Consider the following 19,883-nt stretch of genomic DNA (forward strand, 5'->3'; position numbering starts at 1 on the left):
AGTACGTCTTTGACCCATGGGCAGTTCAGGCATTCCAGCATGCCGACCAGCGCTCTTCCAAACATGGAAAGGCGAGGATTCCGAGTGATGTAAGCCCCAGATAAAACGGTCATAAAGAGCGAGGGCCGCCAAATGGCGAGGTCTCCGTGTGCACAGTGGTACCGCGCGACCGCGTCGCGTGTCGGCCTCACCCGATTCCTCTGCCGAAACGTTATGAACACCGGGGCCGGCCGTGTCAAAGGACACAGCCGGCCCCGGTACGTCTACGACAACTTCAGTATGCCGCTTCTGATGTGCCGCTACCGCAGTCGTGCCATGAGGGCGTGCTCGACCAGGGTGATCAGCGCACTCTTGGCGTCCGCGCGATGGCGGGCGTCCGTGGTGATGATCGGGGCGTCGGGTCCGATCTGCAGCGCCTCGCGCACTTCCTCCGGGTTGTACGGCTGCTGTCCGTCGAAGCCGTTGAGGGCGATGACGAAGGGCAGCCCGCTGTTCTCGAAGTAGTCGACCGCGGGGAAGCAGTCGGCGAGACGGCGGGTGTCGACGAGCACGACCGCGCCGATGGCGCCGCGCACCAGGTCGTCCCACATGAACCAGAAGCGGTCCTGGCCGGGGGTGCCGAACAGGTAGAGGATCAGGTCCTGGTCCAGGGTGATACGGCCGAAGTCCATGGCCACCGTGGTGGTGGTCTTGTCCCCGGTGTGGGTGAGGTCGTCGATGCCTGCCGAAGCAGACGTCATGACGGCCTCCGTGCGCAGCGGGTTGATCTCCGAAACGGCCCCGACGAACGTGGTCTTGCCCACGCCGAAGCCACCCGCCACCACGATCTTCGCCGAGGTGGTCGCACGGCTCTCGGAGACCGTCCCGCCGCTAGAGCTTGCGAAGTCCACTGAGCACCCTTTCGAGCAGTGTCACGTCCGGGGCGCCTGTCGCCTCGTCGCCGCCCGGCTGGTGCACGGCGACGAGTCCCGCCTCCGCCAGGTCCGCCACCAGGATCCGGGCGACGCCCAGCGGCATGTTGAGCAGTGCCGAGACCTCGGCGACCGACTTGACCTCTCGGCACAGGTGGCAGATGCGCTGGTGCTCGGGAAGGAGCCCCATGAGCGCTGCCGGGTCGGCCGTCGTACTGATGAGTGCCTCGATGGCCAGTTGGTAACGCGGCCTGGTCCGGCCGCCGGTCATCGCGTACGGACGAACCAGCGGCTGGTCGCCCTCGTCCTCGTACGGCTCCGCGTACGGATCATGAGAGGCGGTGGGCGGGGTCATGAATCCTCCGGGCGGGACAGCAAGCGGTCAGTCAAGCTGTGTGATGGGGCCGGTGGGGGGAATTGTGGCGGCCGGACGGTGATTTGGTGAGACGGGTGGTGCCGGGGCCGTTCAGTGGAGCAGACTTCCCTGTAGTTCGGCGCGCAGGTCCGGAGTGAGCACCGCCCCCGCGCGGTCGACCAGGAGCGCCATCTCGTAGCCGACGAGGCCGATGTCGCACTCGGGGTGCGCGAGCACGGCGAGGGACGAGCCGTCGGAGACGGACATGAGGAAGAGGAATCCCCGCTCCATCTCCACGACCGTCTGAGCGACGTTGCCGCCCTCGAAGATCCGGGAGGCGCCGGCCGTCAGGGAGGTCAGCCCCGAGGCGACGGCCGCGAGCTGGTCCGCGCGGTCGCGCGGGAAGCCCTCGGAGAGCGCCAGGAGGAGACCGTCGGCGGACACGACGACGGTGTGGGACACACCTGGGGTGTTGTCCACGAAGTTGGTGATCAACCAGTTGAGGTTCTGTGCCGCCTGGCTCATCGGGCTCAACTAACGCTCCTGCTGGTGAGTGGGGTGCGGGAAGCTGCCGGTCTGTCCGGACCCGGCCTGACGACCCTGTGCGATACCCCGACGGAGATTGGTCAGCCGGCCGCGCACGTCATCGGGGGCGCGCGAGACCTGAGGACCGCTCTGGTGGTTCTGCTGCTGAGCCGTGCCCGGGACGAGGTTCGCCTTGGGCACCCGGCGCGGCAGGCCGGAGGTGGTGACGCCGCCCGCGGCCGGCTTGCGGACGCGTTCGGCCTGCTTGACGAGCTCGTCGTTGGGCGAGCTGCGCCAGGCGGCGTTGGACCGCTGCGAGCCGGTCGGGCTCTGCGGTTGCGGGGACTGCTGGGGCTGCTGGGGCTGCGGCGGGGCGGCCGGCGCGGAGCCGTTGGCCTGCTCCTGCGCACCGCCCTGGCCGCCGTGGAACCAGTTGGTCTCCAGCGTGTCGTACAGCGGCGTACGGCCGTCGCCCGGGCCGGAGGCCGGGGGCAGCGCCCACTGGTCGGACGGCTGGCGCTGCTCCTGCTGCTGCGGGGGCTGCGGACGCGGGGGGACGGGGCCGGCGCCGTGCGTGCCGTTCATCCGCGGACGCTCGAACTGGCCGGTGTTCGACGGGTCGGAGCCCGGGCGGCCGGGCAGCGGGTAGTGGCCGGTCGAGCCGTTGTCCTGGCCCGGGGCCGGGTACTGACCCGTGCCGTTGTCGTAGCCCTGCGCGGCGGGGAACTGGCCCGTGGCGGCCGGGTCCTGCGCGCCGGGACGGCCGCCCTGCGGGGCGCCGAAGATGTCACCGCGGACGAACTGGCCCGTGGCCGGGGCGCCGTTGGCGCCGGGGCGGCCGTACTGGCCGGTGTCCTGTCCGGGCGCTTGCTGCTGCTCGTCGAACCGGGGGATCTCCGCCGTGGCGCCGGGGCCCTGGCGGTCGTCGAAGCGCGGCATCGCGGCGGTGCGGGAGACGTCCGGCTCGTCGTGGCCGCGCGGGGCGTCCATCGAGGGACGTGGCGCCGGCGGCCGGGCGTTGTCGTCGCTCCAGCTCGGCGTGCGCTGCTGCTGGTCGCCGCCCGGCAGTTCCGGACGGGCGCCGCCGCGCGGCGGGAGCTGGGGGCGGCGGCCACGCTCGGGGGCGTTGCCCCGCTGCTGCGGCACCTGGCCCTGGTTCCCGGACGGGGGCGCGGCCTGCGGGGCGGTCGGGCCCTGCTGCTGCCCGAAGCCGGCGCCCGCCGGAGCGGGACGGCCCTGCGGGGGAGCGGAGGGAGCGCCCTGGTCGAAGAGGGAAGGAGTCTGGTTGCCCGCCGAGGGACCCTGCGGTCCCCGGCCGCCGGGGCGGCCCGAGCCGTCCCGCCCGGGCAGCGCGGCCCGCGGGCCCTGACCGGCCCCGAGACGCCCGCCGGGCGCACCCGCGCCGAGCGAACCGCCGCCGGACTGGCCGGCCCCGGCGGAGCGCCGCGCGGCGGCGGCGCCCGCAGCGGCCTGCGCGGCGGCCGGACCGCCCGCGCCACCCGGCTGACCGGGCTTGCCCTGGGGCTTCTTGCCGCCCTGGGCGAGGTCGACGGGCAGCATGACCAGCGCGGTCGTACCGCCGGAGTCGGACGGGCGGAGCTGGATGCGGATGCCGTGGCGCTGCGACAGACGGCCGACCACGAACAGACCCATGCGGCGGGAGACGGAGACGTCCACGGTGGGCGGCGAGGCGAGCCGCTCGTTGATCGCCGCGAGGTCCTCGGGGGACAGACCGATACCGGTGTCGTGGATCTCGATGAGCACCCGGCCGTCGGGCAGGGCGTGACCGGTGACCTTGACCTTGGTCTGCGGGGAGGAGAACGAGGTCGCGTTCTCCAGCAGCTCGGCGAGCAGGTGCACGAGGTCGTTGACCACGCGGCCGGCCACCTCGGTGGACGGCACCGCGGCCAGCTCGATGCGCTCGTACTGCTCCACCTCGGACGCGGCGGCGCGGAGCACGTCGACCAGCGGGACCGGACGGGTCCAGCGACGGCCCGGCTCCTCACCGGCGAGGACGAGGAGGTTCTCACCGTTACGGCGCATGCGGGTCGCGAGGTGGTCCAGCTTGAACAGCGAGGACAGCTGGTCCGGGTCGGCCTCGCGGGACTCGAGCTCGGAGATCAGCGACAGCTGGCGCTGGATCAGACCCTGGGAGCGGCGCGAGAGGTTGGTGAACATCGCGTTGACGTTGCCCCGCAGCAGGGCCTGCTCGGCCGCGAGGCGGACCGCCTCGCGGTGCACGTCGTCGAACGCCGCGGCCACCCGGCCGATCTCGTCCCGGGAGTGCACACCGACCGACTCGACGGTGGTGTCGACGTCCTGCGGGTCCGACTCGGAGAGCTGCTTGACCAGGTCGGGCAGGCGCTCCTGGGCGACCGTGGTCGCGGTCTCCTCCAGGCGGCGCAGCGACCGGATCATGGACCGGGCCACGACGAAGGCGCCGACGAGGGACACACCGAGCACGAGGAGGATCAGCGCACCGGAGATGATCGCGTCGCGCTCGGTGGCGCTGCGCAGCTCACGGGCCTTCTGTTCCATCTCCTCGAGCAGCCGGAGCTCGATGTTCTTCATCTGCTGGATCTTGGTGGAGCTGTCGTCCAGCCAGTCACGGTAGGAGCGCGCGCCCACCGACTGCAGACCGAACTCGGAGGCCAGCGCGCGGCCGGCGTACTCGTCGGTCGCCTTGATCGTGGGGTTGCCCTCTTCGATGGGCAGCAGCAGGTCGGCGGCGGCGTCCTCGCCGTAGATGCTCTTCAGGGCGCGGAGCTCGGACTTCTGGCTCTCCAGCGCGGACTGCGCGTAGAGCCGGTCGTTCTCGTTGAGCTTGCCCTTGGTCGTGTTGCTGGCGGGCAGGGCCGCGGCCAGGACGGCGCGCTGGACCGACGCGTACTCCTTGGCGGAGGAGAAGGACGACAGGGCACGCGTGCGCTGGATCATGTCGGGGTTGCTGGTCGCCTCCGCCATGTCCTGCGAGAGGTCGATCAGGTTCTCGATCAGGCGGTGGTAGCCCTCGACGGTCTGCGTGGAGTTGTTCTCCTGCTGGAACGCCGTGTTGCGGATCTTGGCGAGCTCGCTCAGGTCGCCGGCCAGCTGGACGAGGTTGTCGCGGACGCCCTTGAGGTTGCCGTCCTTGCTCGCGGAGTCGATCTCCTCGGAGCTGTCGAGGAAGTTCGACATCGCGCGGTCGGTCTTCTCGCGGTAGCCCTTGACCGAGAAGTCCGTGCCCTTGCCGCCGTGCGCGAGCGGACCGGCCGACTGGTCGCGCTCCTCCTGGAGCGCGTGCGCCAGCTCGGTGGCCTGTTTGGTCATCTCCGTCAGCAGCTTCATGTTGTCGAGCTGCTGGATGTCGTCCATCGACTGCTGGATTCGCAGCGCGCCGAGCGAGGTGGCCGCGACCACCGGCAGCGCGAGCAGCGACACCAGACGGGTCGAGATCCGCCAGTTGCGCAGGGCTATTCGCGAACCCGGGCCGGTCGGACCGGCGGGGGAGGCCGGCGGGGTGGCCGGGGGTGCGGACGGAGCGCCGGGGCGCTCGCCGCCGTTGCCACCGGGCGGGGTCGGCCCCTGGCTCTGGGCGTGCTGGGGCGAGGAGCTGACGGCCTTGGGGCCAGTCCCGCCCTGCGGCTCCGGCTCCGCCGAAGCGCTGCCATCCCTCTTGAAACGTCCCTGCACTAGCGTCGCAACCTCTGAACCAGGCACCCCTCCGCGAGAACGGTGAGGCACGGTGTCGGCGTCATAGGGGCGCCCTGAATACGCCCCCGTGGTGGTCGTGATGGTCCGGCGCCGGTTCCCCCATCTCGCCGCCGCTCGGCGCGTGGTCGCGCCCCCTGTGCGCCGGCTCGATCCCTGCGGCGGTCCGTGAGATTCCAGCACAGTGCCGGATCTCCAACAAGGCCCGTGGGCTTACCCGTGACATACGTGACACCTCGTGTCCACCGAATCACCGGACGTAGAGCGGGATCTTGTTCATTCCGGGCATATCTGCCCGGACCGGCGGGGGCGGGGTCGTGTCCCAGTCGGCATGATCAGGAGCGGAATGGTCGCTTCAGTGGGTCAATGTCCGATTCCGGTCACCGTGGTGTGCGCCCGAGATGCCCGGAATGTCAATCGGATCGTGAGCAAACTCACACCGAGATCATCGCTCCCCGCCCCGGGCCGCCGGGAATCGAGTGTTTAGCCTGACGCTTTACAGGGACGGCAGAACTGACAACCCGCGCCCGTCCGAGGTTCTTCCCGGACCTCCGGGCGCCCGTGCACAGGACAGGGTCAAGTAAACAGTGAAGACGACGACGATGTTCCACAAGATCGCCAACCCGCGGCGCACCACGCTCGCGCACCTCGACGGTGCCGACGATCTGCAGAAGCCGGTCCAGCAGGAGCACTCCGTCGAACTCCCGGCCCAGACAGCCAACCCCAAGCGCACCGTCCTCATGGAGATCCCGGTCACGGCAGGCGCCGCGAACTGACACCGGTCCATACGCGCGGCCGCCGCGAAACGCTCAACGCGCGCCGCGCACCGACGAGGGGCGCCCCACCGGCCGAGGTGGGGCGCCCCTCGTCGGTGCGCGGCGCCGGGACCCCTGCGCGTTAGCCTGGAGCGTCAGACTCCAGCCGCTTCAGTCAAGGGGACCAGCATCCCGTGCGCATCGCCAGATTCTCCATCGACGGGAACGTCGCCTTCGGCGCGGTCGAGGGCGAGAAGCAGGACGAGCTCGTCCTGGACATCATCAAGGGCATCCCGTTCGCGGACTTCGAGCTCTCCGGCACCAAGGTGCCGGTGAGCAAGGTCAGGCTGCTGCCCCCGGTGCTCCCCAACAAGGTGGTGGCCTTCGGGCGCAACTACGCGGACCACGCGAAGGAGATGGGCAACGAGGTGCCCGACGCCCCCTTCGCCTTCTTCAAGCCCGCCACCTCGGTCGTCGGCCCCGGCGACGAGATCCAGTACCCCTCCTTCTCGCAGGACGTGCACCACGAGGCCGAGCTCGCCGTCGTCATCGGCCGGCTCTGCCGCGAGGTCCCGCGCGAACGCGTCAAGGACGTGATCTTCGGCTACACCTGCGCCAACGACATCACCGCGCGTGACGTCCAGAAGCGCGAGAAGCAGTGGGCCAGGGCCAAGGGCTTCGACACCTCCTGCCCGCTCGGCCCCTGGGTGGAGACGGAACTGGACCCGCACGACCTGACGATCCAGCTCACGGTCAACGGCGGCCAGCGCCAGCTCGGCCGCACCAGCGAGATGATCCACTCCATCGAGGACCTGATCGTCAACATCTCCGAGGCCATGACCCTGCTCCCGGGCGACGTCATCCTCACGGGCACCCCGGCTGGGGTCGGCCCCCTCCACGTCGGCGACGAGGTCGCCGTCACCATCGAAGGCATCGGCACTCTCACCAACAAGGTTGTCAAGCGTGGCTAGCGCATCCGGCTCCTCCGTACGCGTCCGTTTCTGCCCCTCGCCCACCGGTAACCCCCACGTGGGCCTGGTCCGCACGGCCCTGTTCAACTGGGCGTTCGCCAAGCACCACGGCGGCACCCTGGTCTTCCGCATCGAGGACACCGACGCGGCCCGCGACTCCGAGGAGTCCTACAACCAGCTGCTGGACTCCATGCGCTGGCTGGGCTTCGACTGGGACGAGGGCCCCGAGGTCGGCGGCCCGCACGCGCCGTACCGTCAGTCGCAGCGCATGGACATCTACAAGGACGTCGCGCGGAAGCTCCTCGACGGCGGCCACGCCTACCACTGCTACTGCTCCCAGGAGGAGCTGGACACCCGCCGCGAGGCCGCCCGCGCCGCCGGGAAGCCGTCCGGCTACGACGGCCACTGCCGCGAGCTCACCGCCGCGCAGGTCGAGGAGTACACGGCGCAGGGCCGCGAACCGATCGTCCGCTTCCGGATGCCCGACGAGCCGATCACCTTCAGCGACCTCGTCCGCGGCGAGATCACCTACCTGCCGGAGAACGTGCCGGACTACGGCATCGTGCGCGCCAACGGCGCCCCGCTGTACACGCTGGTCAACCCGGTCGACGACGCCCTGATGGAGATCACCCACGTCCTGCGCGGCGAGGACCTGCTCTCCTCCACCCCGCGCCAGATCGCCCTGTACAAGGCGCTGACCGAGCTGGGCGTCGCCAAGGAGATCCCCGCCTTCGGCCACCTGCCGTACGTGATGGGCGAGGGCAACAAGAAGCTCTCCAAGCGCGACCCGCAGTCCTCGCTCAACCTCTACCGCCAGCGTGGCTTCCTGCCCGAGGGCCTGCTCAACTACCTGTCGCTGCTCGGCTGGTCGCTCTCCGCGGACCAGGACGTCTTCTCGATCGACGAGATGGTGGCGGCCTTCGACGTCACCGACGTCAACCCCAACCCGGCGCGCTTCGACCTCAAGAAGTGCGAGGCGATCAACGCCGACCACATCCGCATGCTCGACGTGAAGGACTTCGCCGAGCGCTGCCGCCCCTGGCTCCAGGCCCCCCACGCCCCCTGGGCGCCGGAGGCCTTCGACGAGACCAAGTGGCAGGCGATCGCCCCGCACGCGCAGACCCGCCTCAAGGTGCTCTCCGAGATCACCGACAACGTCGACTTCCTGTTCCTGCCGGAGCCGGTCTTCGACGAGGCGTCCTGGAACAAGGCGATGAAGGAGGGCTCCGACGCCCTGCTGCTCACCGCCCGGGACAACCTGGAGGCCGCCGACTGGACCTCCGCGGAGTCGCTGAAGGAGGCCGTCCTGGCCGCCGGCGAGGCCCACGGCCTCAAGCTCGGCAAGGCGCAGGCCCCCGTCCGCGTCGCCGTCACCGGCCGTACCGTCGGCCTGCCGCTCTTCGAGTCCCTCGAGGTGCTGGGCAAGGAGAAGTCCCTGGCCCGCATCGACGCGGCCATGGCGAGGCTCGCCGGCTGACCGCGCACCCGCCGCGCAGGGGCGGCTCCCGGAGACGTCCGGGGGCCGCCCCTCGGCGTTCCCCGGTGCCCTCCGGCCCGTCCCGGTACCGTCGGTGCCATGGACATCCGCGCCGTGGTCTGGGACGTCGACGACACGCTGTTCGACTACACCTCCGCCGACCGTGAGGGCATGCGCGCCCACCTCGTCGCCGAGGGACTGCTCGCGGGGCACGGCTCCGTGGAGGAGGCGCTGGCGCGCTGGCGGGAGATCACCGACCAGCAGTGGGCGCGGTTCGCCGCAGGTGAGGTGGACTTCGAGACCCAGCGCCGCGACCGCACGCGGGTGTTCCTCGGGCGCGAGCTGACCGACGCCGAGGCGGACGACTGGTTCGACCGCTACCTGGTCCACTACGAGTCCGCCTGGAGCCTGTTCCCGGACGTGCTCCCCGTGCTCGACGCCCTCGCCGCCAGCCACCGGCACGCGGTGCTCTCCAACTCCAGCCTCCACGTGCAGGACCGCAAGCTGCGGGTGCTGGGCGTGCACGACCGCTTCGAGGCGATCCTGTGCGCCGCCGAGCTGGGCGTCTCCAAGCCGGAGCCCGGCGCCTTCCTGGCCGCCTGCGACGCCCTCGCGCTGCACCCTGAACAGGTCGCCTACGTCGGGGACCACCCGGAGATCGACGGCCGGGGCGCCGCCGAGGCCGGACTGCTCTCCGTGTGGATCGACCGCGCCGACGCCCACGCCACCCTCGAACCGCCGACCGGTCCGCGCCGCATCGCGTCCCTCGCCGAACTGCCCTCCCTGCTGCGTGGCGATACTCGTTTTGGAGCGTCGTCGTCCTTCAGGTAATGTTCTTCCTGCGCCGCGGGGAGCGGGCCGGAAGGCCGGAGCCCCGAAGCGCGGAACTAGAACGAGATCCCCTCCGGGGCTTGCGTTCCAGTGGCCTATGGTGTAATTGGCAGCACGACTGATTCTGGTTCAGTTAGTCTTGGTTCGAGTCCAGGTAGGCCAGCTCGCAGAGCTCATCTGCACTTGCGGATCGCATCCGCAAGCCCCCGTTGTGTAGCGGCCTAGCACGCTGCCCTCTCAAGGCAGTAGCGCCGGTTCGAATCCGGTCGGGGGTACAGATCCTTCCCGCGAGGACAGTCAGGGTAGCTCCCCCTGTCCTTGATGCAGGATCGCTAGGGCCCCCGTTGTGTAGCGGCCTAGCACGCCGCCCTCTCAAGGCGGTAGCGCCGGTTCGAATCCGGTCGGGGGTACTGACTGGTCTAAACCATCATTGGTCTATGGTGTAATTGGCAGCACGACTGATTCTGGTTCAGTTAGTCTTGGTTCGAGTCCAGGTAGACCAGCAGGATCTGCGGAAACGCGTGATCCACGCCCCCGTTGTGTAGCGGCCTAGCACGCCGCCCTCTCAAGGCGGTAGCGCCGGTTCGAATCCGGTCGGGGGTACACCTGCGAAAGCCCTCCACCTCGGTGGAGGGCTTTCGTGCTGTCCGCCACTCGATGCCGTACCGACCGGCTGACTCGGGTCGTCCTCGTCCGGCTCCGGGCCCTGCGGCAGCGCCCACAGTGCCGCGCCCAGGCGGATCGTGCGGCCCAGCGAGTCGTCGTCGATGTGACTCAGCACCTCACGGGCCCTGGCCACCGGGATGCCGCCGACCTGGATCAGCGCGCACCGGCCGCAGCCGGCGCAGGTGCTCCTCGCCGTGGTCGGCCGTGGTCGCGTCGACGCCGCAGGGCGCCTGCGAGGCGATCCACGCCGACATGCCGCGTTCGGACTCGCCGCCGCGCACGGGCGGATCGCGCTGGAGAAGCGCGGCCGGCGCGCCAAGGACCGCTTCGCGTACCGTCCGGAGCGGCGCGCACAGCCGGAAGCGGCGGAAAGGACCGCGCCGTCGGCGGTGGCCGACGGCGCGTGAGGCGGGAGAGGGGGCCGCCGCGGCGTTGAGGCGGACCCGCTCCCGCGGGGCGGGTGCGGTGGACGGGAGAGACGTTCAGGAGCGCCGGAGCGCCTCGGAGAGGCGGCCGGCGGCGTCGATGACGGCCTGGGCGTGCATCCGGCCCGGGTGACGCGTCAGCCGCTCGATGGGGCCGGACACCGACACGGCGGCCACCACACGGTTCGACGGGCCGCGCACCGGCGCCGAGACGGACGCCACGCCCGGCTCGCGCTCTCCGATCGACTGCGCCCAGCCACGGCGCCGTACGCCCGAGAGGGCCGTGGCCGTGAACCGGGCGCCCTGGAGGCCGCGGTGCAGCCGCTCGGGCTCCTCCCAGGCCATGAGGATCTGCGCCGACGAGCCGGCCTTCATGGTGAGGGTGGAGCCCACCGGCACCGTGTCCCGCAGTCCGGACAGGCGCTCCGCCGCGGCCACGCAGATGCGCATGTCGCCCTGGCGGCGGTAGAGCTGGGCGCTCTCGCCCGTCACGTCGCGCAGGTGCGTCAGCACCGGGCCCGCCGTGGCGAGCAGCCGGTCCTCGCCCGCGGCCGCGGCCAGTTCGGCCAGGCGCGGGCCGAGGATGAACCGTCCCTGCATGTCACGCGCCACCATGCGGTGGTGCTCCAGCGCCACCGCGAGACGGTGGGCCGTGGGTCGTGCCAGTCCGGTGGCACCGACCAACCCCGCGAGGGTGGCCGGGCCGGACTCCAGGGCGCTCAGGACGAGTGCTGCCTTGTCCAGAACGCCGACGCCGCTACTGTTGTCCATGCAACGATACTTGCGTCTCACTCTGTGAAACGCAAGTTCAATTTCTCGTGGAACCCGCCACTCTTGAAGCACGAAGCAACGCGGCCCGTGGACCACCGGGCCTGACGGCGGACGCCCGGTGTCAGGGGCGCGGGCGCCGTCTCACAGATCTCTAGTTGGGCCGGAGGGCAACGTGCCGGCCGGAGGGAAAGCGATGGGTAGGACACTCGCGGAGAAGGTCTGGGACGACCATGTCGTCCGGCGCGCCGAGGGCGAGCCCGACCTCCTCTTCATCGATCTGCACCTGCTGCACGAGGTGACCAGCCCCCAGGCCTTCGACGGCCTCCGTAAGAACGGCCGCCGGGTGCGCCGTCTCGACCTCACCATCGCGACCGAGGACCACAACACCCCGACCCTCGACATCGACAAGCCCATCGCCGACCCGGTCTCCCGGGTCCAGCTGGAGACGCTGCGCAAGAACTGCGCCGAGTTCGGCGTCCGGCTGCACCCGCTGGGCGACGTCGAGCAGGGCGTCGTGCACGTCGTCGGCCCGCAGCTCGGTCTGACCCAGCCCGGCATGACCGTGGTGTGCGGCGACTCCCACACCTCCACCCACGGCGCCTTCGGCGGACTGGCCTTCGGCATCGGCACCTCCCAGGTCGAGCACGTCCTGGCGACCCAGACGCTGCCGATGGCCCGCCCCAAGACCATGGCGATCACGGTCAACGGCGAGCTGCCCGAGGGCGTCACCGCCAAGGACCTGATCCTGGCGATCATCGCGAAGATCGGCACGGGCGGCGGTCAGGGCTACGTCCTTGAGTACCGCGGCGAGGCCATCGAGAAGCTCTCGATGGAGGCCCGCATGACCATCTGCAACATGTCGATCGAGGCCGGCGCCCGCGCGGGCATGATCGCCCCCGACGAGACGACCTTCGCCTACCTCGAGGGCCGTCCGCACGCCCCGAAGGGCGAGGACTGGGACGCGGCCGTCGCGTACTGGAAGACGCTGAGGTCCGACGACGACGCCGAGTTCGACGCCGAGGTCGTCATCGAGGCCTCCGAGCTGTCGCCGTTCGTCACCTGGGGCACCAACCCGGGCCAGGGCGCGCCGCTCTCCGCGTCGGTCCCCGACCCCGCTTCGTACGAGGACGCCTCGGAGCGGCTCGCCGCCGAAAAGGCTCTGGAATACATGGGGTTGGAGGCCGGGCAGCCGCTGGGCTCCATCAAGGTGGACACCGTCTTCGTAGGCTCCTGCACCAACGGCCGCATCGAGGACCTGCGCGCCGCCGCGGACATCGTCAAGGGCCGTAAAGTCGCCGACGGCGTACGGATGCTGGTCGTGCCCGGCTCGGCGCGAGTGGGTCTGCAGGCCGTCTCCGAGGGTCTGGACGTGGTCTTCAAGGAGGCCGGCGCCGAGTGGCGGCACGCGGGCTGCTCGATGTGCCTGGGCATGAACCCGGACCAGCTCGCCCCCGGTGAGCGCTCCGCCTCCACCTCCAACCGCAACTTCGAGGGCCGGCAGGGCAAGGGCGGCCGGACGCACCTGGTGTCCCCGCAGGTCGCCGCGGCCACCGCGGTCCTCGGCCACCTGGCCTCCCCGGCCGACCTCGCCGCCGACGACCGCACGCCCGCTGGAGTCTGATCAGTCATGGAAGCATTCACCACCCACACCGGCCGGGCCGTCCCGCTGCGCCGCAGCAACGTCGACACCGACCAGATCATCCCGGCCCACTGGCTCAAGAAGGTCACGCGGGACGGGTTCGAGGACGGGCTGTTCGAGGCCTGGCGCAAGGACCCCGAGTTCGTGCTCAACCGGCCCGAGCGCGAGGGCGCCACGGTCCTGGTGGCCGGCCCCGACTTCGGCACCGGCTCCTCCCGTGAGCACGCCGTCTGGGCGCTGCAGAACTACGGCTTCAAGGCCGTGATCTCCTCCCGCTTCGCCGACATCTTCCGCGGCAACTCGCTGAAGAACGGCCTGCTGACGGTCGTCCTCGACCAGAAGATCGTCGACGCCCTGTGGGAGCTCACCGAGGCCGACCCCACCGCCGAGATCACCGTCGACCTCGAGGCCCGCGAGGTGCGCGCCGAGGGCGTCAACGCCCCCTTCGAGCTGGACGAGAACTCCCGCTGGCGGCTGCTGAACGGCCTCGACGACATCTCCATCACGCTGCAGAGCGAGGCGGACATCGCCGCGTACGAGACGAAGCGCCCCTCCTTCAAGCCGCGGACCCTCACGGCCTGACCCCTCGCGCCGCCGAAGTCCTCGGCAGAGGTCGACTTTCGGCCACCGCGTCACCCCGCCCGTACCCCCGATCGGACCGATCGGGGGTACGGGCGTCTTTGCACCCGTCCGGCTCCGCGTGCCGTCTTGGGATCCGCCAACTTGCCACGTTAAGAAGGTGGTTGCCGGGGTACACGTGTCACGTGCCCGTGGGTCCGGGGTGTGTGCGGACGGCCGTCCGGCGCGGCAGTTGCCCCCTGCGCAGGCGACAACTCGCCCCAGATGGCACAATCTGTGCATGGGACACGACGGCCAACTCCAGCTCTATACGGCGGTCGCGGTCCGGCTCAAGGAAGCGCACTCGAGGGTGCGCGCACTGCAAGTCCCGGAGGGCGTACGTATGGCGCTGACCCGGAAGCTGTTGGTCATTACGGCCGCGGCCAAGCACGATCTCGCCGGTGCGGCAAGGCGTCTGGAGCGGTTCATGGCGGACCTCGACGAGGGACGGATCCCCGGCGAGGAACGCTGAACCGCTCGGGACAGCCGAGTTCGTTGCGGCACAAGGGTGATTAGCCCGTTTCGTGTTTGATTTGCGGTATATATCTGCCTAACGTGCGAAAAAGCTTGAACACATTCGTTCTGGCGATGTCTCCGAAGGGGAAGACGTGAACAAGGCGCAGCTCGTAGAAGCGATTGCCGACAAGGTGGGCGGCCGCCAGCAGGCCGCCGACGCCGTCGACCACGTACTGGACGCCATCGTCCGCGCGGTCGTCTCGGGGGAGCGGGTCTCGGTCACCGGCTTCGGTTCGTTCGAGAAGGTCGACCGCCCCGCCCGTTACGCCCGCAACCCCCAGACGGGCGAGCGGGTTCGGGTCAAGAAGACCTCCGTCCCGCGTTTCCGCGCGGGTCAGGGCTTCAAGGACCTGGTCAGCGGCTCGAAGAAGCTGCCGCGCGGCGGCGAGGTCGCCGTGAAGAAGGCTCCCAAGGGCAGCCTCACCGGCGGCGCTTCGGCGACGGTGAAGAAGGCCGCGGCCAAGAAGACGACGGCCAAGAAGGCCGCCACCGCCAAGAAGGCGGCCGCGAAGAAGACGACGGCCAAGAAGGCCACCGCCAAGACCACGGCGAGCAAGACCACGGCGAAGAAGGCCCCCGCCAAGTCGACTGCCGCGGCCAAGAGCACCGCCGCGAAGAAGACCACGGCGAAGAAGGCCCCGGCGAAGAAGGCGACGGTCAAGAAGGCCCCCGCCAAGAAGTCGACCGCGCGCAAGACCACCGCCAAGAAGACCACCGCCCGCAAGAAGTAGCGGACGCCTCGTCCCCCCCTTCGGGCAAGCGGTACTCACGTGTCGGGCCGGACTCCCCGGGAGCCCGGCCCGCGGTGCGTCCGGGGCCGCCCGCGCCCGTCAGAACGTCTGCAGCGTCACCAGCGTGATCCTCAGGGACGCGCCCTCGCCCTCAGTCTCCAGCCGCACCCGCTGCCCGGGACGCAGCAGCCGGAGACCGCCCGCGTCGAACGCCGCGGCGTCGAAGGGGACCGGGGTGCCGTCGTCCAGCAGCACCTGACCGCTGCGGCTGTCGGGGTCGTAGGTGTACGCGGTGGCCTGCATGTGCGGCAGCCTACTGCTGCCCGGCGGGCAGCCGCGCGGCGGCCGCGGCCGTGCGGGGGCCGACGCCCAGCGCCAGCGCGGCCCGCAGGTCTCCGCCGGTGTCCACGTCCTGGCGTACGGAGTCGACAGCGTCGAGCGTGAGCTCCACCGCGCCGGACGCCCGGTGCCGGGCGCGTGAACCGACGCCGAATTGCGGACGCAGTTCACGGCCGCGCCTCGCGGCGAGAAGCGTCGTGCCGAGTCCGGCGGAATCCGCGAGAAAGGACCGCGGGAATTCCGCCGCCGCGTCCAGCACCCGGGCCAGTTCCGCGGGGCGCAGCGCCGGCAGATCCGCGTTCAGGGCCGCCACCGGGGCCGCGCGGCGGGCGGCGCCCACCACCGTCGCGGCATGGACGAGCGCGGCGTTGAGCCCGGCCCGCGGAAGGTCCGGGACGGTCCCGGCGCCCAGCGCCGCCAGCTCCCTGGCCGCCAGGGCGTCGTTGGTGACGACCACCACATCCCGCACCGCCGGACAGCCGAGCGCGGCGGCCACCGTGTCCTGCGCGAACGCCAGCGCCAGACCCGGCCGCAGACCGTCGTCCGCGGTGTCCGCCAGCCTGCTCTTCGCCTGCGGCAGGGGCTTCAGGGGTACCACCAAGGTCCACTGCACGAGTGTTGCGTCCCTCTCTTGTCACGGCCATTGTCACCCGGGGCGGCCGACGGCCGGGGGACCGGGCGTACGGTGTTCTCGACAGACCGGCGGCCCGGGGCGACACTTGTGCGGCCCGCCCGGCCTTGAGGGGGCCGGGACCTGGGCCCGTCGTCCGTAAGAGGAAGGTGTACTCGTGCCGCGCCGCAGAATCGGCTTCTGGTACCGCTTCGCCGCGGTGATCTGCAAACCGCCGCTGGTGGTACTGCTCAAGCGGGACTGGCGCGGAATGGAGAACATTCCGGCCGAGGGTGGATTTATCACCGCGGTGAACCACAATTCGCACATCGATCCTTTGGCCTACGCGCACTTCCAGTACAACACCGGCCGTGTTCCGCGATTCCTCGCGAAGAGCGGGCTTTTCAGCAAGGGCTTCGTCGGCGCCGCGATGCGCGGCACCGGGCAGATCCCCGTCTACCGCGAGAGCACCGACGCGCTGAGCGCCTTCCGCGCCGCCATCGACGCCGTGGAGCGCGGGGAGTGCGTCGCCTTCTATCCCGAGGGCACCCTCACCCGGGACCCGGACGGCTGGCCCATGACCGCCAAGACCGGCGCCGCGCGCGTCGCGCTGCAGACCAAGTGCCCGGTGATCCCGGTCGCCCAGTGGGGCGCCAACGAACTGCTCCCGCCGTACGCCAGGAAGCCGCGGCTGTTCCCGCGCAAGACCAGCAGGGTGCTGGCCGGCCCGCCGGTCGACCTGTCGCGCTTCCACGACCGGGAGATGACGCCGGAGCTCCTCAAGGAGGCCACCGAGGCGATCATGGCCGCCGTGACCCGCCAGCTGGAGGAGATCCGCGGCGAGAAGGCCCCCGAGACCCCCTACGACCCGCGCCTGGAGCGCATGGAACAGCGCCGCAGGACGCACACGCAGCGCAACCGGCGGCAGGACGGCACCCGGGGCGAGCGCGCCGCCGTCCGGGAAGTACGCGAAGAGGGGCTGGGCACGTGAGCGAGCCGGTCAAGGCGGCCGTCTTCGGCACCGGATCCTGGGGGACGGCCTTCGGCATGGTCCTCGCCGACGCGGGCTGCGACGTCGTGCTGTGGGGACGGCGCCCCGAACTCGCCGACGCGATCAACTCCACCCGCATCAACCCCGACTACCTGCCCGGGGTCGAACTCCCCGAGAACCTGCGGGCCACCTCGGACGCCGCCGAGGCCGCGCGCGGCGCGGACTTCACCGTCCTCGCCGTGCCCTCGCAGACGCTCCGCGGCAACCTCGCGCAGTGGCGCGACCTGCTCGCGCCGCGCACGGTGCTGGTGTCCCTGATGAAGGGCGTGGAACTCGGCTCCGCGATGCGCATGAGCGAGGTGATCGAGGACGTCGCCAAGGTCGGCCGGGAGCGGATCGCCGTGGTGACCGGCCCCAACCTGGCCCGCGAGATCGCCGCCCGGATGCCGGCCGCCGCCGTCGTCGCCTGCACCGACGAAGAGGTCGCCCGGCGGCTCCAGACCGCCTGCCACACCCCCTACTTCCGGCCGTACACCAACACCGACGTCATCGGCTGCGAGCTGGGCGGCGCGGTGAAGAACGTCATCGGTCTCGCCGTCGGCATCGCCGACGGCATGGGGCTCGGTGACAACACCAAGGGCTCGCTCATCACCCGCGGCCTCGCCGAGACCACCCGGCTCGGAGTCGCGCTCGGCGCCGACCCGCTGACCTTCTCCGGACTCGCGGGCCTGGGCGACCTGGTGGCCACCTGCTCCTCGCCGCTGTCCCGCAACCACACCTTCGGCACCAACCTCGGCAAGGGGCTGACCCTGCAGGAGACCATCGCGGTCACCAAGCAGACCGCCGAGGGCGTCAAGTCCTGCGAGTCGGTGCTGGACCTGGCCCGCCGGCACGGCGTCGACATGCCGCTGACCGAGACGGTCGTCGGGATCGTGCACGAGGGCAAGCCTCCTCAGGTGGCCCTGAAGGAGCTGATGTCGCGCAGCGCGAAGCCCGAGCGACGCTGAGCGACGGGTCGGGCGCCGGACCCCTCCGTTCGGCCCACGCACGGCGTTGCGGGCGCTGTGTCCCGGCTCCGGCAGCGGGTACGCTCGTCGCGATATGAGCACCGAGAACCTCCCCCAGAGCCCCGACTCGCCGTCGCGCAAGCCGCGTGTGGCCGTCGTGTTCGGCGGGCGCAGCTCCGAGCACGGGATCTCCGTGGTCACCGCCGGCGCCGTCCTCAAGGCCATCGACCGGACCAGGTACGACGTCCTGCCGATCGGCATCACCCAGGACGGCCGGTGGGCGCTCACCGCCGACGAACCGGAACGCATGGCGATCGCCGAGCGCCGCACGCCCAGCGTCGACCAGCTGGCCGAGTCCACGGAGGGCGCGGTGGTGCTCCCCGTCGACCCCGCGGACCGCGAAGTCGTGTACAGCGAGCCGGGATCGGTGCCCAAGGCACTCGGTGAGGTCGACGTGGTCTTCCCGGTGCTCCACGGCCCCTACGGCGAGGACGGCACCCTCCAGGGGCTGCTCGAACTCTCCGGCATCCCCTACGTGGGCTCCGGTGTGCTGTCCTCGGCCGTCGGCCAGGACAAGGAGTACATGAAGCGGGTGTTCACCTCCTTCGGGCTCAAGGTCGGCCCCTACCTGGTGATCCGGCCGCGCGAGTGGACGCAGGACGAGGCCGCCGCCCGCAAGCGGATCGTGGACTTCGCCGGCGAGCACGGCTGGCCGCTGTTCGTGAAGCCCGCACGGGCCGGCTCGTCCATCGGCATCACCAAGGTCGACGGCCTCTCCGGCTTGGACGACGCCGTCGCCGAGGCCCGGCGCCACGACCCGAAGATCCTCGTCGAGGCGGCGCTGCGCGGACGCGAGATCGAGTGCGGCGTGCTGGAGTTCGAGGACGGTCCGCGCGCCTCGCTGCCCGCCGAGATCCCCCCGCCGGACACGCACGCGTACTACGACTTCGAGGCGAAGTACATCGACTCCACGCCCGGCGTCGTGCCGGCGCCGCTGACCGACGAGGAGACGGCCGAGGTGCGCCGGCTCGCGGTCGAGGCGTTCGACGCGGCCTCCTGCGAGGGCCTGGTCCGCGCGGACTTCTTCCTCACCGAGGACGGCGAGTTCGTGATCAACGAGATCAACACCATGCCCGGCTTCACGCCCATCTCGATGTACCCGCAGATGTGGCAGGCGACCGGCGTGAGCTACCAGGAGCTCGTCGACCTGCTGATCCAGGCGGCGCTGCGCCGGTCCACCGGACTGCGCTGAGCCGCGCCCCGCGTGCGTGTCAGGAGGCGATCCCTTCGGGGATCGCCTTCTTCACGGCCGGGGCCAGGTCGATCAGCACACCCGTGCTGTCCCGCCCGTCGGCCACCTCGACCTCGACGTACGCCTCGCGGTTGGCGGTGGTGAAGCGCTGGACGCCGTCGCCCTGCCGCTCCATCAGCCAGTCGACGCCGTTGACGCCGCCGGGCACCGCGTCGGCGTCCTGGCCGTTGGCGACCTTGGGATCCGTCATCTTCGGCGGCCGCCCGACACCGCACCGCAGTATGATCGCCACGCCGCCCCAGCCCGCGGTCAGTTCGGACGCGGGTTCGGGGTCGTCGCGGCTCTCACCGTCCACCGTCGCCGGCAGGACCTCGTCCAGGTTCTGACACAGCTCGGTGACCTTCGCGTCCGGGCTGGGAACCGCCGCGGACACGTCGTCGTCTGCCGAGGAGCAGCCCGCGACGGTGATCAGCACCGCGAGGGCGGAGCAAACGGCGTGCCGGTGACGGAAGGAGTTCACCGGGACAGGGTAGACGGGGGCTACAGATGCACCACCGGGCAGGTCAGGGTGCGGGTGATGCCGTCCACCTGCTGGACCTTGGCGACGACCATGCGTCCCAGGTCGTCGACGGTGTCGGCCTGGGCGCGCACGATGACGTCGTAGGGACCCGTCACGTCCTCGGCCTGGACGACTCCAGGGATCTTGCCGATCAGATCGGCGACGGTCGACGCTTTGCCGACCTCCGTCTGGATCAGGATGTACGCCTGTACCACGGAACCTCCAGGGCGGCCACGAGGATCAT

Annotated in this window: 20 protein-coding genes, 5 tRNA genes and 2 pseudogenes; 17 read left to right on the plus strand and 10 right to left on the minus strand. The window is 70.8% G+C overall.

The features are described 5' to 3' along the window. Positions 1-299: 299 nt before the first annotated feature. The 4 genes from MTR79_RS07020 to MTR79_RS07035 all read right to left on the minus strand — a co-directional run bounded on the left by MTR79_RS07020 (position 300) and on the right by MTR79_RS07035 (position 5,463). The gene (locus MTR79_RS07020) at positions 300-890 is read right to left on the minus strand and encodes an ATP/GTP-binding protein (protein ID WP_086703409.1); all 591 of its coding nucleotides are present in this window, start codon (positions 888-890) and stop codon (positions 300-302) included. Continuing rightward, positions 871-1,266: a DUF742 domain-containing protein gene (locus MTR79_RS07025; protein ID WP_006130593.1), complete on the minus strand. Its 396-nt coding sequence runs from the start codon at positions 1,264-1,266 to the stop codon at positions 871-873. The genes MTR79_RS07020 and MTR79_RS07025 overlap by 20 nt, the downstream gene beginning before the upstream one ends. Positions 1,267-1,377: 111 nt before the next feature. Further along, positions 1,378-1,791 (minus strand): roadblock/LC7 domain-containing protein, encoded by a 414-nt coding sequence (locus tag MTR79_RS07030; protein ID WP_004983056.1) that lies wholly within the window; start codon positions 1,789-1,791, stop codon positions 1,378-1,380. Positions 1,792-1,800: 9 nt separating this feature from the next. Next, entirely contained in the window at positions 1,801-5,463 is a 3,663-nt protein-coding gene (locus tag MTR79_RS07035) for a nitrate- and nitrite sensing domain-containing protein (RefSeq protein ID WP_244789557.1), read from the minus strand. Between the two features lie 605 nt (positions 5,464-6,068). Between MTR79_RS07035 and MTR79_RS07040 the strand changes: the two genes are divergently transcribed. From MTR79_RS07040 to MTR79_RS07080, 9 genes are all read left to right on the plus strand, one after another. Then, on the plus strand, positions 6,069-6,257 hold the full coding sequence (locus tag MTR79_RS07040) for a hypothetical protein (RefSeq protein WP_048459371.1): 189 nt from the start codon (positions 6,069-6,071) through the stop codon (positions 6,255-6,257). Between the two features lie 173 nt (positions 6,258-6,430). Then, complete coding sequence (locus tag MTR79_RS07045; protein WP_033275873.1) at positions 6,431-7,207, plus strand: fumarylacetoacetate hydrolase family protein; 777 nt, start codon at positions 6,431-6,433, stop codon at positions 7,205-7,207. Next, positions 7,200-8,684, plus strand: a complete 1,485-nt coding sequence (gltX, locus tag MTR79_RS07050; RefSeq protein ID WP_244789558.1) for a glutamate--tRNA ligase — start codon at positions 7,200-7,202, stop codon at positions 8,682-8,684. Before MTR79_RS07045 ends, gltX begins: the two co-directional genes overlap by 8 nt. A 99-nt stretch (positions 8,685-8,783) precedes the next feature. Continuing rightward, complete coding sequence (locus MTR79_RS07055; protein WP_086702257.1) at positions 8,784-9,515, plus strand: HAD family hydrolase; 732 nt, start codon at positions 8,784-8,786, stop codon at positions 9,513-9,515. Between the two features lie 91 nt (positions 9,516-9,606). Beyond that, positions 9,607-9,678: transfer RNA gene (locus MTR79_RS07060), tRNA-Gln, on the plus strand. 39 nt (positions 9,679-9,717) lie between these two features. After that, a tRNA-Glu gene (locus MTR79_RS07065) sits at positions 9,718-9,790 on the plus strand. Between the two features lie 62 nt (positions 9,791-9,852). Then, positions 9,853-9,925: transfer RNA gene (locus MTR79_RS07070), tRNA-Glu, on the plus strand. A 21-nt stretch (positions 9,926-9,946) separates the two neighbouring features. After that, positions 9,947-10,018, plus strand: a tRNA-Gln gene (locus tag MTR79_RS07075). A 27-nt stretch (positions 10,019-10,045) separates the two neighbouring features. Further along, positions 10,046-10,118, plus strand: a tRNA-Glu gene (locus MTR79_RS07080). Positions 10,119-10,194: 76 nt separating this feature from the next. Here MTR79_RS07080 and MTR79_RS07085 read toward each other — a convergent pair. Next, a pseudogene (locus tag MTR79_RS07085) lies at positions 10,195-10,399 on the minus strand (transcriptional regulator); the annotation flags it as partial. Between the two features lies 1 nt (position 10,400). Here MTR79_RS07085 and MTR79_RS07090 point away from each other — a divergent pair. Then, positions 10,401-10,588: pseudogene (locus tag MTR79_RS07090) on the plus strand (DUF4188 domain-containing protein); the annotation flags it as partial. 75 nt (positions 10,589-10,663) lie between these two features. Here MTR79_RS07090 and ndgR read toward each other — a convergent pair. Further along, positions 10,664-11,377, minus strand: a complete 714-nt coding sequence (ndgR, locus tag MTR79_RS07095; protein ID WP_004924944.1) for an IclR family transcriptional regulator NdgR — start codon at positions 11,375-11,377, stop codon at positions 10,664-10,666. A 193-nt stretch (positions 11,378-11,570) separates the two neighbouring features. On the opposite strand from ndgR, the gene leuC reads away from it, so the two are divergent. The 4 genes from leuC (at position 11,571) to MTR79_RS07115 (ending at position 14,881) form a co-directional block, all read left to right on the plus strand. Next, positions 11,571-12,998: a 3-isopropylmalate dehydratase large subunit gene (gene leuC, locus MTR79_RS07100; RefSeq protein ID WP_086702258.1), complete on the plus strand. Its 1,428-nt coding sequence runs from the start codon at positions 11,571-11,573 to the stop codon at positions 12,996-12,998. 6 nt (positions 12,999-13,004) lie between these two features. Further along, positions 13,005-13,598 carry a 3-isopropylmalate dehydratase small subunit gene (leuD, locus tag MTR79_RS07105; protein ID WP_048459366.1) on the plus strand — a complete coding sequence of 198 codons (594 nt, stop codon included), beginning with the start codon at positions 13,005-13,007 and terminating at the stop codon, positions 13,596-13,598. 277 nt (positions 13,599-13,875) lie between these two features. Further along, positions 13,876-14,106: a hypothetical protein gene (locus tag MTR79_RS07110; protein WP_048459365.1), complete on the plus strand. Its 231-nt coding sequence runs from the start codon at positions 13,876-13,878 to the stop codon at positions 14,104-14,106. 136 nt (positions 14,107-14,242) lie between these two features. Further along, positions 14,243-14,881, plus strand: coding sequence for an HU family DNA-binding protein (locus MTR79_RS07115; RefSeq protein ID WP_244789559.1), 639 nt, complete (start codon positions 14,243-14,245; stop codon positions 14,879-14,881). 99 nt (positions 14,882-14,980) lie between these two features. On the opposite strand, the gene MTR79_RS07120 is transcribed toward MTR79_RS07115, so the two are convergent. Both MTR79_RS07120 and cofC read right to left on the minus strand, forming a co-directional pair. Then, complete coding sequence (locus MTR79_RS07120) at positions 14,981-15,184, minus strand: hypothetical protein (protein WP_031024169.1); 204 nt, start codon at positions 15,182-15,184, stop codon at positions 14,981-14,983. Positions 15,185-15,194: 10 nt separating this feature from the next. Then, the gene (gene cofC, locus MTR79_RS07125) at positions 15,195-15,833 is read right to left on the minus strand and encodes a 2-phospho-L-lactate guanylyltransferase (RefSeq protein ID WP_086702260.1); all 639 of its coding nucleotides are present in this window, start codon (positions 15,831-15,833) and stop codon (positions 15,195-15,197) included. Positions 15,834-16,008: 175 nt separating this feature from the next. On the opposite strand from cofC, the gene MTR79_RS07130 reads away from it, so the two are divergent. From MTR79_RS07130 to MTR79_RS07140, 3 genes are all read left to right on the plus strand, one after another. Further along, entirely contained in the window at positions 16,009-16,821 is an 813-nt protein-coding gene (locus tag MTR79_RS07130; RefSeq protein ID WP_086702261.1) for a lysophospholipid acyltransferase family protein, read from the plus strand. Beyond that, positions 16,818-17,828, plus strand: coding sequence for an NAD(P)H-dependent glycerol-3-phosphate dehydrogenase (locus MTR79_RS07135; RefSeq protein WP_244789560.1), 1,011 nt, complete (start codon positions 16,818-16,820; stop codon positions 17,826-17,828). The genes MTR79_RS07130 and MTR79_RS07135 overlap by 4 nt, the downstream gene beginning before the upstream one ends. A gap of 94 nt (positions 17,829-17,922) precedes the next feature. Continuing rightward, entirely contained in the window at positions 17,923-19,080 is a 1,158-nt protein-coding gene (locus tag MTR79_RS07140; protein WP_086702264.1) for a D-alanine--D-alanine ligase family protein, read from the plus strand. A 19-nt stretch (positions 19,081-19,099) separates the two neighbouring features. Here the strand turns inward: MTR79_RS07140 and MTR79_RS07145 are convergent, their stop codons facing one another. Then, on the minus strand, positions 19,100-19,600 hold the full coding sequence (locus MTR79_RS07145; protein WP_086702266.1) for a DUF3515 domain-containing protein: 501 nt from the start codon (positions 19,598-19,600) through the stop codon (positions 19,100-19,102). 20 nt (positions 19,601-19,620) lie between these two features. Continuing rightward, on the minus strand, positions 19,621-19,854 hold the full coding sequence (locus tag MTR79_RS07150; protein ID WP_004983019.1) for an Lrp/AsnC ligand binding domain-containing protein: 234 nt from the start codon (positions 19,852-19,854) through the stop codon (positions 19,621-19,623). Positions 19,855-19,883 lie beyond the last annotated feature (29 nt).

It is taken from the genome of Streptomyces sp. BJ20, from assembly GCF_022869105.1.
In the GTDB taxonomy this organism is placed as follows: domain Bacteria; phylum Actinomycetota; class Actinomycetes; order Streptomycetales; family Streptomycetaceae; genus Streptomyces; species Streptomyces griseoincarnatus.

Excerpts from the sequence above, each read along its gene's own strand:
- MTR79_RS07030 (WP_004983056.1), bottom strand. The coding sequence starts at position 1,791 with ATGAGCCAGGCGGCACAGAACCTCAACTGGTTGATCACCAACTTCGTG.
- MTR79_RS07025 (WP_006130593.1), bottom strand. The coding sequence starts at position 1,266 with ATGACCCCGCCCACCGCCTCTCATGATCCGTACGCGGAGCCGTACGAG.
- MTR79_RS07140 (WP_086702264.1), top strand. The coding sequence starts at position 17,923 with ATGAGCACCGAGAACCTCCCCCAGAGCCCCGACTCGCCGTCGCGCAAG.
- MTR79_RS07120 (WP_031024169.1), bottom strand. The coding sequence starts at position 15,184 with ATGCAGGCCACCGCGTACACCTACGACCCCGACAGCCGCAGCGGTCAG.
- ndgR (WP_004924944.1), bottom strand. The coding sequence starts at position 11,377 with ATGGACAACAGTAGCGGCGTCGGCGTTCTGGACAAGGCAGCACTCGTC.
- MTR79_RS07055 (WP_086702257.1), top strand. The coding sequence starts at position 8,784 with ATGGACATCCGCGCCGTGGTCTGGGACGTCGACGACACGCTGTTCGAC.
- MTR79_RS07110 (WP_048459365.1), top strand. The coding sequence starts at position 13,876 with ATGGGACACGACGGCCAACTCCAGCTCTATACGGCGGTCGCGGTCCGG.
- leuD (WP_048459366.1), top strand. The coding sequence starts at position 13,005 with ATGGAAGCATTCACCACCCACACCGGCCGGGCCGTCCCGCTGCGCCGC.
- leuC (WP_086702258.1), top strand. The coding sequence starts at position 11,571 with ATGGGTAGGACACTCGCGGAGAAGGTCTGGGACGACCATGTCGTCCGG.